The 14452-nt window shown below is 45.5% G+C and carries 14 protein-coding genes; 8 read left to right on the top strand and 6 right to left on the bottom strand.

The window, feature by feature from the left end; genetic code table 11:
* Window positions 1–72: 72 nt before the first annotated feature.
* The 3 genes from rimO to H8K52_RS01995 all read left to right on the top strand — a co-directional run bounded on the left by rimO (window position 73) and on the right by H8K52_RS01995 (window position 3223).
* Complete coding sequence (gene rimO / locus H8K52_RS02005; protein ID WP_186920873.1) at window positions 73–1455, top strand: 30S ribosomal protein S12 methylthiotransferase RimO; 1383 nt, start codon at window positions 73–75, stop codon at window positions 1453–1455.
* Window positions 1456–1546: 91 nt separating this feature from the next.
* Complete coding sequence (locus H8K52_RS02000) at window positions 1547–2716, top strand: cystathionine beta-lyase (protein ID WP_186920871.1); 1170 nt, start codon at window positions 1547–1549, stop codon at window positions 2714–2716.
* Window positions 2717–2743: 27 nt separating this feature from the next.
* Window positions 2744–3223 (top strand): GNAT family N-acetyltransferase, encoded by a 480-nt coding sequence (locus tag H8K52_RS01995; protein ID WP_186920869.1) that lies wholly within the window; start codon window positions 2744–2746, stop codon window positions 3221–3223.
* Between the two features lie 100 nt (window positions 3224–3323).
* On the opposite strand, the gene H8K52_RS01990 is transcribed toward H8K52_RS01995, so the two are convergent.
* From H8K52_RS01990 to H8K52_RS01965, 6 genes are all read right to left on the bottom strand, one after another.
* Entirely contained in the window at window positions 3324–3587 is a 264-nt protein-coding gene (locus H8K52_RS01990) for a hypothetical protein (RefSeq protein WP_186920867.1), read from the bottom strand.
* Between the two features lie 72 nt (window positions 3588–3659).
* Window positions 3660–4079, bottom strand: a complete 420-nt coding sequence (locus H8K52_RS01985; RefSeq protein WP_186920865.1) for a cupin domain-containing protein — start codon at window positions 4077–4079, stop codon at window positions 3660–3662.
* 247 nt (window positions 4080–4326) lie between these two features.
* The gene (acnA, locus tag H8K52_RS01980) at window positions 4327–7062 is read right to left on the bottom strand and encodes an aconitate hydratase AcnA (RefSeq protein ID WP_186920863.1); all 2736 of its coding nucleotides are present in this window, start codon (window positions 7060–7062) and stop codon (window positions 4327–4329) included.
* A gap of 86 nt (window positions 7063–7148) precedes the next feature.
* Window positions 7149–7652 carry a hypothetical protein gene (locus tag H8K52_RS01975; protein ID WP_246464192.1) on the bottom strand — a complete coding sequence of 168 codons (504 nt, stop codon included), beginning with the start codon at window positions 7650–7652 and terminating at the stop codon, window positions 7149–7151.
* A gap of 54 nt (window positions 7653–7706) precedes the next feature.
* Window positions 7707–8699: an HpcH/HpaI aldolase/citrate lyase family protein gene (locus tag H8K52_RS01970; protein WP_343044118.1), complete on the bottom strand. Its 993-nt coding sequence runs from the start codon at window positions 8697–8699 to the stop codon at window positions 7707–7709.
* A gap of 166 nt (window positions 8700–8865) precedes the next feature.
* The gene (locus H8K52_RS01965; protein ID WP_186920861.1) at window positions 8866–9855 is read right to left on the bottom strand and encodes a malate dehydrogenase; all 990 of its coding nucleotides are present in this window, start codon (window positions 9853–9855) and stop codon (window positions 8866–8868) included.
* Between the two features lie 377 nt (window positions 9856–10232).
* Here H8K52_RS01965 and H8K52_RS01960 point away from each other — a divergent pair, with 377 nt between their 5' ends.
* From H8K52_RS01960 to H8K52_RS01940, 5 genes are all read left to right on the top strand, one after another.
* Window positions 10233–11009: a GntR family transcriptional regulator gene (locus tag H8K52_RS01960; RefSeq protein WP_186920960.1), complete on the top strand. Its 777-nt coding sequence runs from the start codon at window positions 10233–10235 to the stop codon at window positions 11007–11009.
* A gap of 158 nt (window positions 11010–11167) precedes the next feature.
* A complete protein-coding gene (gene sdhC / locus H8K52_RS01955; RefSeq protein ID WP_186920859.1) occupies window positions 11168–11581 on the top strand; it encodes a succinate dehydrogenase, cytochrome b556 subunit in 414 nt (137 codons plus the stop codon).
* 2 nt (window positions 11582–11583) lie between these two features.
* Complete coding sequence (gene sdhD, locus H8K52_RS01950; RefSeq protein ID WP_186920857.1) at window positions 11584–11952, top strand: succinate dehydrogenase, hydrophobic membrane anchor protein; 369 nt, start codon at window positions 11584–11586, stop codon at window positions 11950–11952.
* 2 nt (window positions 11953–11954) lie between these two features.
* Entirely contained in the window at window positions 11955–13730 is a 1776-nt protein-coding gene (gene sdhA / locus H8K52_RS01945) for a succinate dehydrogenase flavoprotein subunit (RefSeq protein ID WP_186920855.1), read from the top strand.
* Window positions 13731–13740: 10 nt separating this feature from the next.
* Entirely contained in the window at window positions 13741–14451 is a 711-nt protein-coding gene (locus H8K52_RS01940) for a succinate dehydrogenase iron-sulfur subunit (protein WP_186920853.1), read from the top strand.
* The last annotated feature ends 1 nt before the right edge of the window (window position 14452 follow it).

Genomic DNA, 14452 nt, shown 5'->3' with positions numbered 1-14452 from the left:
TATCGTCGTCCAAGCTGTAGTAAGTAGCTTAGAAAGGGTACAATAGCGAATTGCTTTGTATCCTTTTTTATTATGTCTAACGAAACTATTATCCCCCTATCTACGCCAGTCGCGCCAAAAGTTGGCTTTGTCTCCCTCGGGTGCCCGAAAGCGCTAGTCGATTCAGAACAAATCCTCACACAATTGCGTGCAGAAGGTTACGAAACGGCCAAGTCTTATGATGGTGCTGATTTAGTGGTCGTGAATACGTGTGGATTTATCGATGCTGCCGTTCAGGAGTCGTTAGATGCCATCGCTGAGGCGCTTAGTGAAAATGGCAAAGTCATCGTTACAGGCTGTTTGGGTGCGAAAAAAGATGCAGATGGCAATGATCTGATTAAAAGCATACATCCGAAAGTTTTGGCGGTCACCGGACCACACGCGTTGACAGAAGTGATGAGTGCAGTACATTTGCATTTGCCAAAACCGCATGAGCCTTTCATTGATTTGGTGCCAGCACAAGGTGTTAAGCTCACACCAAAACATTTTGCTTATTTAAAGATTTCTGAAGGCTGCAACCATCGTTGCAGCTTCTGCATTATTCCATCCATGCGCGGTGATTTAGTGTCTCGTCCAATTGGTGAGGTGATGGTCGAAGCGGAGAATTTGTTCAAAGCTGGCGTCAAAGAATTGCTGGTTATTTCTCAAGATACTAGTGCGTACGGTGTTGATGTGAAATTCCGTACTGGTTTCTGGGACGGTAAGCCAGTCAAAACACATATGACACAACTGGTTGAAGCACTCGGTGAACTCGCCAAGCGATACGACGCCTGGGTGCGTCTCCACTACGTTTATCCTTACCCACATGTCGATCAGATCATTCCATTCATGAATAATGGACACGTTCTACCTTACCTCGATGTTCCTTTGCAGCATGCCCATCCAGATGTATTGAAACGCATGAAGCGTCCGGCAAGTGGTGAGAAGAATATTGAACGCATCAAAGCTTGGCGCGAAATGTGCCCGGAAATTACGATTCGTTCCACCTTCATCGCGGGCTTCCCGGGGGAGACAGAAGAAGAATTTGAATATCTTTTAGATTTTTTGAAAGAAGCTGAGATTGATCGTTTAGGCTGTTTCGCTTACTCCCCAGTTGATGGTGCAACCGCCAACGAACTCGCTAACCAATTGCCAGATGAGGTACGTGAAGATCGTCGTCGTCGCGTGATGGAATTGCAAGAGACGATTTCTAAAAAACGTTTGCAAGCGAAAGTTGGCAAGACGATGCGTGTGCTCATCGATAGCCTCGATCGTAGCGGCGGTGTTGGTCGCAGTTCGGCGGATGCACCAGAGATTGATGGTGTCGTTTACGTCAAGCCGCCATTCGAACCACATCGCAAGTTGAAAGTCGGTGAGTTTGTTGAAGTAAAAATCACCGCTGCTGATGCTCACGATTTGTGGGGCGAGGCAATTTAAGTTTCGTATTGTGTAATGTAGAGGGGCGAATTTTCGCCCCTATTTTTTGTCTGTTTTTTTATTGATTTTAAGATTTTTTAACGACATTATTATGACTAGCAAACAACAAGGTTCAAGTACCGCGATTGTTCATCCTGCTTATGAAGTGCCAGATGGGTTTTCCGCTTTTCCCGCTGCAATTCATCATGCCTCTACGGTTTTATTTAAAGATGTCGAAGCAATGCGTGCGCGCAGTTGGCTAAACAAATCGACTTACACCTATGGCTTGCACGGCACACCAACCAGCTTTCAATTAGAAGGCGAGATTGCTCAAATTGAAGGTGGTAACCACTGCGTGCTCGCACCTAGTGGCTTAGCCGCGATCACTTTGGTGAATATGGCGTTTCTCGAAACGGGCGATGATGTTTTGGTGCCCGATAATGCCTATGGTCCAAACAAAGACCAAGGGGCATGGCTTAAACGAAGTTTTGGTATTAGCGTTCGTTTCTATGACCCGATGATTGGCGCAGATATCGCCGATTTGATTTTGCCCAACACCAAATTAATCTGGACTGAAGCACCTGGTTCGGTATCGATGGAAGTCGCTGATGTACCAGCAATCTGTGCTGCTGCGCATAGCAAAGGGGTATTAGTCGCGTTGGACAATACTTGGTCTGCAGGCATCGCATATAAGCCCTTCGAGCACGGAGTCGATATTTCCATGCAAGCGTTGACAAAATATCAAAGCGGTGGCTCAGATGTGTTGATGGGCGCTGTGATTACCAAAGATGCAGAGTTAAATAATCGCTTACTGATGGCACACATGCGTTTGGGTTTTGGTGTGGGGATGGATGATGTGTACCTGGTGCTGCGTGGTTTGCAAAGCATGAAGCTGCGTTTTGAAGCACATGATATAGCAGCGCGCAAAGTCGCAGCGTGGTTGAAGAGCCGTCCAGAAATCGCGAAAGTACTTCATCCTGCGTGGGATGATTGCCCGGGTCACGATGTTTGGAAACGTGATTTCAATGGCGCGGGTGGCTTATTTTCCGTGCTCTTTGATGAGAAATTTACAGAAGCGCAAACCGACCAATTCGTGAATCAATTGAAGCTCTTCAAAATTGGTTTTAGTTGGGGTGGTTCGCATAGTTTGTGCGTCCCATATCGTATAGAAAGCATGCGCCAAACTTGGAGCGCCAAGGGCATACTAGTGCGTTTCAATATTGGTTTAGAAGATGTGGAAGATTTGATTGCCGATATCGAGCAATCTTTGAAAGCACTTTAAATTTTCAAAAATTAGTCGAGGTTTATTTTGTCACTTGTTATTCGAAAAGCTGTCCCCTCAGATGCAGCCATCATTCATGGATTTATTGTTGAGCTCGCCGTGTATGAGAAAGCCGAGCATGAAGTTACGGCTAGTATCGCAGAAATTGAAAGCAGTATTTTCTCTGCCGACTCACCAGCTAAAGCGCTGATTTGTGAAATGAATGGCGAGGCGATCGGCTTCGCAGTTTATTTCTACAATTACTCCACTTGGCAAGGCAAAAAAGGCCTCTATTTAGAAGATCTGTACGTATCGCTGAAACATCGCGGCTTGGGCGCTGGTAAGTTTTTGCTGCGTCACTTGGCGCAAATCGCGGTGGAAGAGGGCTGCGGTCGTTTCGAATGGAGCGTCTTAGACTGGAATCAGCCCGCAATTGATTTTTATGACTCTGTCGGTGCTAAGGCGCAGGCGGAATGGGTTAAATATCGTTTGGTTGGAGATGATTTGTTGAGTTTTGCAAGCACATAGACCGAAAAATCCGAATAGGATTTGAGATTTAATGGTTCTGTATAGACAAAAGCCAGACTTTATCTTAGAAGTCTGGCTTTTGTTTTAGTCGATTGACTACTTATTTGCTTGCTGAAGCAGAAGCCGCAGCTGGACTTGGGTCGGTTGCTGGGGTTGCTGGCACGGATGCTGTTGATGCAGCAGTGTCTACTACCGGTACAGGCGTACTTGCCGGAGCAGATGCAGCAGGTGCAGAAACATGCTCAGAGGCCGCGCCCGAATGTGCGCCAGCTTCACCCTGCATATCCATCTTGTCACCAGCTTTGAAAATAAAGAATAAAGCGATTGCTGCGAAAACTAAAAAACCTACTAGTGCTTTCCACATAAAGACTCCCTTTGCTAAATTAAAAAGAAACAAAAAAATACAAACATTAAAACTTCATTGCAATCGCGACCGCTAGGAATTCGCCATGTAATCTTCTGCGGGACGCGGATCCGATCCGTTTATTGTGCCTTCGCCAGGCGTAATAAATAAAATCGTACAGTGCGTTTCAACCAAGGCCGTGTGCCAGGTGCCTTTGGGTATGATCGCAAAACTACCTGGCGAGTTAAACTCAATCCGGCTTTCTACGCCTTTTGAGTACAAAAGCAGAGTCGCCTTTCCCGAAATTAGGTAAAGAGTTTCGTCACCGTTTGGGTGCATTTCCCATGACACCCAATCGGTAGAAAATGTATATTCCGAGACCAGTAAGCACGCTTTAAATTGTCCAAAATTCGCATCGAGCTCCTCGTAGATTCGATCTGTAACGGGCAACTCTGTTGCTGTTTGATTCGAGTCTAGAACTATAAAATTTGAGGCTAGTTTTGGCTGTGACATGTTCGAGCACCGTATCAAAAACTGGGAAAGCGAGAAGATAAATCATATGGCAAGCATGAAATCGACAACGCATTCGCTTAAATACTAACATCGTATTTGAGCTAGCTTTTGTGGTTTATCAAAGATCTGCCCGCGCGTGTTTTATCGACCCTATAAATTTTGTTCTCGGCACTTATCCTCAATGCCACAAAAAAAAGGGATAAAACCTTAAAGCTTCATCCCTTATTTCTCCTTTTACTATCCTAGATTACGCAGCCAGCAATTGACGCAACACGAATGGCAAGATGCCGCCGTGTTTGTAGTAGTCAACTTCGATTGGTGTATCGATGCGCAACAAGACTTTCACTTCTTGTTTGCTACCATCAGCGCGATTGATGACCAAAGTCACTTCTTGTTGTGGCTTGATATCGTTTTCGATACCTTTCAAGTCGAAAGATTCATTGCCTGTGATGCCCAAAGAATCAACACCATCTGTACCGATGAATTGCAAAGGCAATACGCCCATACCAACCAAATTAGAACGGTGAATACGTTCGAACGACTTAGCGATAACCGCTTTCACGCCCAACAATTGCGTACCTTTTGCAGCCCAGTCACGTGATGAACCTGTACCGTATTCTTCACCACCGAAGATCATAGTTGGCGTGCCTTCTGCAACATACTTCATCGCAGCATCATAGATCGCCATTGGCTCGCCAGTCGGTTGGAATAAAGTTTCGCCACCTTCTACGCGAGATCCATCTTCCTTCGCTGGGATCATCAAGTTCTTGATACGAACGTTAGCAAACGTACCGCGCATCATGATTTCATGATTACCACGACGTGAACCGTAGGAATTGAAATCAGCTTTCAATACGCCGTGTTCTTTCAACCATTTACCAGCTGGGCTAGATTCTTTAATTGAACCAGCAGGGGAGATGTGATCAGTCGTGATCGAGTCACCGAATACGCCCAGAGCACGTGCGCCAGTGATGCCAGTCGCCGCTGCTTTTGGTTCCATTGTGAAGTCAGCGAAGAATGGTGGTTCTGCGATATAGGTGGAACTTGGCCAGTCGTAGACTTGACCTTCAGCCACGCCTTTGATGTCTTCCCACAACTTGCCTGGAGCACCCTTAACGTCTGCGTAGTTCTCTTTGAATGTTTTAGAATTCATCGCGAACTTCATTAACTTGTTGATCTCTGCGCTAGTTGGCCAGATATCGCCCAAGAAAATGTCTTTGCCTTTGACGCGACCAACAGGTTCCGTCATCAAATCTTTGTTCATGTTGCCAGCGATCGCGTAAGCGACTACCAACGGAGGCGATGCCAAGAAGTTGGAGCGAATGTTCGGGTGAATACGTGCTTCGAAGTTACGATTGCCAGACAACACAGCTGCTGCAACGATGTCGTTCGCGACGATCGCTTCGTTCATTGCTGGAGTCAAATCGCCTGCGTTACCGATACATGTTGTACAGCCATAAGCTGTCACGCCAAAACCGAGTTTTTCCAAATATGGCAACAAGCCAGCTGCTTCCAAATACTTCGTTACTACGCGAGATCCTGGCGCTAATGAAGTCTTGATGTGTGGAGACACTTTCAAGCCAGCTTCAACTGCTTTTTTCGCTAACAAACCAGCTGCTAATAGCACGCTAGGATTGGAAGTGTTTGTGCATGACGTGATTGCCGCGATCAAGATGTCGCCGTTTTTCACTTTGACGCCATCGGTATTGGTGTACACCGCTGTCAAATCTTCTGCTTTCTTATTGAAGCCACTTTCGGAAGTTGGCTTGCTGAACAAATCAGAGAAAGTCGATTTGACGTTGCCGATTTCAATACGATCTTGTGGACGTTTTGGACCAGCTAATGATGGTGCAACTGTGGACAAATCTAATGACAATTCTGTCGTGTAATCGATGTCGCCTTTTTTAGGGATACCGAACATTTTTTGTGCTTTGAAATAGCCTTCGAATGCGTCGATTTCTGCTTTAGTACGGCCTGTGCCTTTGAAGTAATCGATGGTCGCTTCATCAACAGGGAAGAAGCCCATGGTCGCGCCGTATTCTGGTGCCATGTTAGCGATCGTTGCGCGGTCAGTGAGTGACAATGTGCGAGTGCCTTCGCCGAAGAATTCAACAAACTTACCAACAACTTTGGCTTTGCGCAGCATTTCTGTGATCGTCAAAACCAGATCCGTCGCGGTACAACCTTCACGCAATGCGCCAGTCAAATTCACGCCAACAACGTCTGGTGTCAGGAAGTAAACTGGTTGACCGAGCATACCAGCTTCGGCTTCGATACCGCCCACGCCCCAGCCAACAACGCCGATACCGTTGATCATCGTTGTGTGGGAATCTGTACCTACCAAAGTATCTGGGTAGTAGACATCGTTTTTCTTTGCATCAGATGCTTTGTGTACGCCACGTGCCAAGTACTCAAGATTGACTTGATGCACGATACCAAAACCTGGAGGAACCACGCCGAACGTATCAAAAGCTTGCATGCCCCATTTCATAAACTGGTAACGCTCGTTATTGCGTTGGAATTCCAGTTTCATGTTCAAATCAAGTGCTTTCTTTTCACGGAAATGATCGATTTGTACGGAGTGATCGACGACCAAATCAACTGGGACCAATGGTTCAATGTTCTTTGGATTTTTGCCTTGTTTTGCTGCGACATTACGCATTGCAGCCAAGTCAGCCAGTAAAGGGACGCCAGTAAAGTCTTGCAATACCACGCGAGAAACAACGAATGGAATTTCATCCGTACGCGCCGCAGTTGCACCCCAGTTAGCCAATTGCTTGACGTGTTCTTCAGTCACTTTTTTGCCGTCGCAGTTACGCAAAACGGATTCCAACACGATACGGATGGAAATCGGTAAGCGTGATACTTTGATGCCTAGATTTTTTTCCAGTGCAGGCAAAGAAAAGAATTTACCTTTCTTAGTGTCTGTGATTTTGAAATCTTTCAGCGTTTTAAACGCGTCTTGATAGTTTGCTTGGCTCATGGCTGTTCCTTATATTCGATGATGAACAATGAAGTGAGGTGATACGGATTTAAAGATTGAAACGTTTAGATTAACTTGTTTGAGTCTTACTTAATTTGTGTGTCGCTTGTTTCTAAGCTTGCGATCTTTGTACTTCTGCACTCATTCGCTAATTGTTGGCCGCGGCGTGAGTCGAGCAACATGCCTTTTGATGGAATGTTAATCCACACCAAACCAATTTTTTGATTTTCAAAGCGATGTGCACCAGTGGAAGTTTCCACGCGAGTTAATTTGTACAGACGATTTCTCCAGCGCATGGCTAAACTTTGGTTATCTTCTGGATGCTCATACATTACCAGTGAGTTCCCAAGTTCGCATTTGTATTCGGTGTCTGCACTTTTTTCGATATTTGGCTCTGGTTCAGATGTATCGGTCTCTGTATTTTTGTTATTTGCCTTAGCAACTTTTGTCGGTTTTGCTTTGACTTGTTTTTTTACCGAGCTAGGGCTAGTTGTCGCATCGGATGCGACTGCAGATACTGATAAGCCAGAAGCACATAAAGTGATCAGTAATTTGGCCAGTGTCTGCTGTAATAATGGTGATGTTTTCATGATGCCCCTTCAGTATTTCAAAAATTGCGATTTAGGTTCCGACTAAGAGATTGCTTAGACCAAGTATTGTGCACCTTCAGGCAGATTGACGCCACTCATACTTGCTTTCTTTAAGACAGTCCAATAATAACGATAACTGGCTCTGTCATGCAGGCGACCGTGTAATTCTATTGGTCCCCATTGATTTTCTTGCGCAGAGGTCAAAATCGCGACTGCTTCATTAATTTCGGCACTACGTGGTGCCATTCCCTTAACAATCGGTTTAATTTGATTAGGATGGATACTCCACATCCTCGCGAAACCAAACTCTTGACTCGCTCTGGTTGCATCACTGAGCGTGATCGATGGGTCTTTAAAATCCGTGGTGACGCTGTGGGATGGCACTTTGCCATACAAATGACAAGCTGCTGCGATTTCAAGTTTTGCACGCATCACAAGTGGATGGGTGAATTGAGCTGGCGAACGCATTGCGCTAGCTGGAATGGCACCCCAATGAGATGATACGAAATCCATAATGCCGAATGACAAACACTCAACTTGAGGGATTGCGGCTAAGGCCTGCACGTTTGCCAATGCACTCTGTGTTTCTATCAGTAGATGTATTGGTATCGCTTTGCGGTTATGGATTTGCGATAACTGGTTTATGGTATCAATGGCTGTGCGGACTTCATTCGCCGTATTCACTTTAGGAAGTACAATGTAAGCGAGTTTTTCACAGGCTTCGCGGGAACGCAAAAGTTGTTCGATATCTTGCTGAAATGATGGATGGTCGAGATGGTGAACGCGCACGCCAATACGATTAAATTGATTGTCGTCAGACGCAATGATCTGCGTCAACATTTGTATGTGAGCGAATTCATTGCCAACGGCTGCGCCATCTTCACAGTCAAATGTAATATCAAATACTGGTCCGAGCTCGTTTTGCAGACTCAATGACTTCAACATCAATTTTTCTGATCCAGCATAGTGATCACACACTGGTAAAAAAATCGGCGCTGCTTGATCTTGAAATAATGCTTGGGATGGATGCATCAGCGGTGATGTCATTAATCGATCTTGTAATAAATCATCGTACGAAAAATCGTCGCACGATATATTGGATGTTAAATCTTGCTACTTGAATTCAAACTACGTTTTAGCGAAGTTCAAATCAAGCGAGTTCATACACAAACTAAAGGGCTTGTCTTCGTCGACAAGCCCCGTTTTAGGTCAATTAACCAACCAAGTGCTTCACGCCATCACGCTCTTCTTGTAATTCTTTGAGAGTGACGTTGATGCGTTCACGAGAAAATTCATCGATTTCCAAACCTTGAACAATCGTGTATTCGCCGTTTTCTGTTGTCACTGGGAAGCCAAACATGGTGCCTTCTGGAATGCCATAAGAGCCATCAGATGGAATGCCCATGGTTGTCCATTTGCCGTTTGTGCCGAGTACCCAGTCACGTACGTGGTCAATCGCTGCATTCGCTGCGGAAGCTGCTGATGACAAGCCACGTGCTTCGATGATCGCTGCACCGCGTTTGCCGACTGTCGGCAAGAACACGTCTTTGTTCCACTCTTGATCATTGATCATGTCTTTGACAGACGCGCCAGCGACTGTTGCGAAACGGTAGTCAGCGTACATTGTTGGGGAGTGATTGCCCCAAACACATAATTTTTCAATATCGGCAACTGCTTTGCCGGTTTTTGCCGCAACTTGTGACAAGGCGCGGTTGTGATCTAAGCGCAACATCGCTGTGAAATTTTTGGATGGCAGATTTGGTGCCGATTTCATTGCGATGTAAGCATTAGTATTCGCTGGGTTACCAACAACTAATACTTTGACATTGCGTGATGCAACTGCATCTAATGCCTTACCTTGTACTGTAAAAATCTGTGCATTCGCTTCGAGCAAGTCTTTACGTTCCATGCCTGGTCCACGTGGACGTGCGCCAACCAATAAGGCAACGTCGATATCATTGAACGCTGTCATTGGGTCGCTGTGCGCTGTCATACCTGCCAATAAAGGAAATGCGCAATCGTCGATTTCCATCATGACGCCTTTCAGCGCTTTTTGTGCTTTTTCGTCAGGGATTTCTAACAATTGCAAAATGACTGGCTGATCTTTGCCTAGCATGTCGCCGTTAGCGATTCTAAACAAAAGGGAATAGCCGATTTGGCCAGCTGCGCCAGTAACAGCAACGCGCATAGGGGATTTAGACATGGTATTTCTCCGCAGTGGTGTAAAAATAATATTGTAATGCTTTAATCCAAGAATTAGATTGAAACGTCTTTTTAAGAATCTATTTCATCCAAATCGAAAACAAATGAAATGAGCGGCTGAAATGATAACGCTGAATGACACTCGCATGCGATTGAATTTTTTATTGCGCGGCCTATTTAGCTTTAAATTTGTCAAAAATTGTTATGAATGTTGAGCTAGATCATCCCACTTGGTGGAAGTTTATTGCGCCACTTAGCTTGTGTCAATCGATATCTTATGTCTTATATAAGACATGATAAGTTTTTTACTTTTCTCTAGACTTTCTATCTGCTTTTGTGGTGAAATTGCGGACTATGAATCCAACGGTGTCATCAACTATGCAGCCCAATGAGTCGAAAAGTTTGCAAACTTCCGATGCGGATTCGTATTCTTCTGCAGCACCGACCTTCAGCCCCTTGTATCAGCAAATTAAGGGATTGATTACGCAAAGCTTGCAAACTGGTGAATGGAAGCCCGGTGAGTTGATTCCTAGTGAGATCGAACTCGCCGCGAGATTCAAGGTCAGTCAGGGTACGGTGCGCAAGGCAATTGATGAATTGTCCGCTGAAAACTTGGTCGTGCGCAGGCAAGGGAAGGGGACATTTGTTGCTACTCACCATGAGGCTCGCTCACAATTTCGTTTCTTGCGCCTTGTGCCTGATAGTGGTGAGCGCGCTTATCCAGAAAATAAAATCATTGAAGTTAAGCGTCTTCGTGCGCCAGCAGAAGTTGCGCGTCTGTTGGAAATGAAATCGGGGGAATCTGTCGTTTTTCTAAAGCGTGTACAATCTTTCTCTGGAGTACCAACTATTCTGGAAGAATTGTGGCTCCCAGGTTCGATTTTTAAAGGTTTAACGATAGAACGTTTAAACGAGTATAAAGGCCCCATGTACGCGCTTTTTGAGTCTGAGTTTGGTACGCACATGATTCGTGCTCAAGAAGAGATTCGTGCGGTTTGCGCAAGCGTCGACGTTGCAGATTTGTTGCAGGTTTCCGTTGGTGCGCCCTTGCTGAGTGTGGAACGAATTTCGTTTACTTATGGCGATAGAGCGGTGGAGTTGCGACGCGGTTTGTACTTAACGAATGCGCATCACTATCGGAATGAATTGAGTTGAACCGCATGCTTGAATGAGATTGAACCAGATTATTTGCTTAAATCTTGATCAAATTGAATAATAATTCTCAGAAAACCGTCAAATCTGTTGGTGCAATGCATCAAAATAGGCGAAAATTATAGAGTTGTAGTGCTGAGTTATTTTGGGGGAGTTTATTTATGTCTGAAGTTGTTAAAAATAAGAAGCGTTTCGGTGTGATGCGCCTTTCTGATGCAGTCTTTGGTGGTTACCGACTACCGCTAGCAGGATTTGTGTCGATTTTGCATCGTATTAGTGGCATGTTGATGTGTTTGCTATTGCCATTCGCTTTGTACTTGCTTGATCAAAGTCTTCGCTCTGAAGTTTCATTCGCCATGTTGCATATTTTCTTTGCATCGATTCCAGTCAAGCTCGTTGTGTTGGCTTTAGTGTGGGCGTATTTGCACCATTTTTCTGCAGGCGTGCGTCACTTGCTGATGGATTTTCATATCGGTTTAGATAAAGACAGTGGTCGTCAATCAGCAGTCGCGGTATTGTTCGTGAGCATAGGCTTGACGGCTCTCGTTGCATTGAAATTGTTTGGAGTGTTTTAAAAATGGCGAATAATAATATTGGGTCAAAACGCCTGGTTGTTGGCGCAGGATATGGTATGCGCGACTGGTTGGCGCAACGCGTTACAGCGATTTTAATGGCGGTTTATACCATCGTACTATTGGTTTTGTTTTTAACTTCGAGTGAATCTAGTTATGTTGCTTGGAGTGGTATTTTCGCGATGCAATGGTTCAAGCTGTTGACGTTTGCGGTCATTATCGCTTTGCTCTACCACGTATGGGTAGGCATGCGTGACGTTTGGATGGATTATGTTACGCATTCAGTCGTATTGCGTTTGTTGTTTCAGGTCGCCACTATCGTGTGGTTGATCGCTTGTGCTGGCTACGCCGCACAGATTTTGTGGAGAGTGTAATCGTGGCTGCAATCAAGTCTGCAATCCCTTCCCGTCGCTTTGATGCGGTCATCGTCGGTGCCGGTGGATCCGGTATGCGCGCATCTTTACAATTGGCAGAAGCTGGTCTTAATGTGGCAGTTCTGTCGAAAGTTTTTCCAACCCGTTCTCACACAGTCGCTGCGCAAGGTGGTATCGGTGCATCTCTGGGTAATATGTCCGAAGATAATTGGTTCTGGCACATGTTCGACACTGTCAAAGGTGGCGATTACCTCGGCGATCAAGACGCGATCGAATTCATGTGTCGTGAAGCTCCGAAAGTCGTGTACGAATTAGAGCATTTTGGTATGCCATTTGATCGTAATGCTGACGGTACTATTTATCAACGCCCATTCGGTGGTCATACTGCAAATTTTGGCGAGAAGCCAGTGCAGCGTGCATGTGCAGCTGCTGATCGTACTGGTCACGCATTGTTGCATACGCTGTACCAGCGCAATGTACGTGCCCGTACCCATTTCTTTGTTGAGTGGATGGCAATCGATTTGATTCGCGATGCTTCAGGTGACGTCTTGGGTGTAGTTGCACTCGAAATGGAAACTGGCGAAGTGATGATGTTGGAAGCTAAGACCACGATGTTTGCTACAGGCGGCGCTGGTCGTATTTTTGCGGCTTCAACCAATGCATTTATCAATACTGGTGATGGTATGGGTATGGCGGCGCGCGCTGGTTTGCCTTTGCAGGATATGGAGTTCTGGCAGTTCCACCCAACTGGCGTTGCAGGTGCTGGTGTATTGATTACTGAAGGTGTGCGTGGTGAAGGCGGTATCTTGGTGAATAGCCAAGGCGAGCGCTTCATGGAACGTTATGCGCCTACGTTGAAAGATTTGGCTCCTCGTGACTTCGTTTCTCGTTCTATGGATCAGGAAATCAAAGAAGGTCGCGGTTGCGGTCCAAATAAAGATCACGTCATGCTCGATTTGCGTCACATCGGTGCGGATACGATTCAAAAGCGTTTGCCATCGATTCTGGAAATTGGTCATAAATTTGCGAACGTTGATGCGACTAAAGAGCCAATTCCAGTCGTTCCAACGATTCATTATCAAATGGGTGGTATCCCGACGAATATTCACGGTCAAGTCGTTACGACTAAGAACGGTGTGAATGAAGTCGTCAACGGTTTGTATGCAATCGGTGAATGCGCTTGCGTATCCGTGCATGGCGCGAATCGCTTGGGAACTAACTCCTTGTTGGATTTGATCGTTTTCGGTCGCGCTGCTGGTAATCACGTTGTTGCAAGTAATTTGAAATCGCGCAGCAATAAAGATTTGCCGAAAGATGCAGCAGATTTGGCCTTGTCGCGTTTAGCTAAACTCGAAAACAGTACAGGCACAGAGAAAGTCCAAGACGTTGCGAATGCAATTCGTAGCACGATGCAGCAGTATTGCGGCGTGTTCCGTACGGATGAGTTGTTGCAAACCGGTTTAGGCAAGATTATGGAATTGGATGAGCGTCGCAAACACGTTTCTTTCAAAGATAAATCCAAAGTATTTAATACAGCACGTGTTGAAGCACTGGAGTTGGATAACTTGATCGAGACAGCGAAAGCGACAATTACTTCCGCGAATGCGCGTAAAGAATCTCGTGGCGCGCATGCGCATCGCGACTACGAAAAACGTGATGACGAAAACTGGATGAAACACACTTTGTGGTATTCAGAGGGTAATCGCTTAGATTACAAACCAGTTGTGACTAAGCCGCTTACGGTGGAAACCTTCCAACCTAAAGCACGTACATTCTAAAGAGATCACTATGGCACGTACATTAAAATTTCAAATCTATCGCTACGATCCGGACAAGGATGCGAAGCCTTACATGCAAGACCTGACGGTGGAATTGCAAGACACAGACAAAATGTTGCTCGACGCTTTGCAACGCATCAAAGCGGACGTTGATGATTCTTTGGCTCTGCGTCGTTCATGCCGTGAAGGTGTGTGCGGCTCTGATGCGATGAATATCAACGGTAAGAATGGTTTGGCTTGCACAACAAACTTAAACGAGTTGTCTGAGCCTATTATTTTGCGCCCATTGCCTGGTTTGCCAGTGATCCGCGATTTGATCGTCGACATGACGCAATTTTTCAAGCAATACAATTCGATCAAGCCGTATTTGATCAATGACAGCATTCCGCCTGAAAAGGAGCGTCTGCAATCTCCAACAGAGCGTGAAGAATTAGACGGTCTTTATGAATGTATTTTGTGCGCATGCTGCTCTACGTCATGCCCATCATTCTGGTGGAATCCGGATAAATTCGTTGGTCCAGCGGGCTTGTTGCAAGCTTATCGTTTTATCGCTGACTCACGTGACGAAGCGACAGGTGCACGTTTGGATAATTTAGAAGATCCTTACCGTTTGTTCCGTTGTCATACGATTATGAATTGTGTTGATGTCTGCCCTAAAGGCCTTAATCCTACCCGTGCAATTGGTAAGATCAAAGAATTAATGGTGCGTCGCGCAGTTTAAT

Origin of the sequence: Affinundibacterium seohonense, from assembly GCF_014284305.1 — a bacterium.
GTDB lineage: Bacteria > Pseudomonadota > Gammaproteobacteria > Burkholderiales > Burkholderiaceae_D > Undibacterium > Undibacterium seohonense.
The sequence above is the reverse complement of the archived record's forward strand: the minus strand, read 5'-3'. Positions and strand labels throughout refer to the sequence as shown.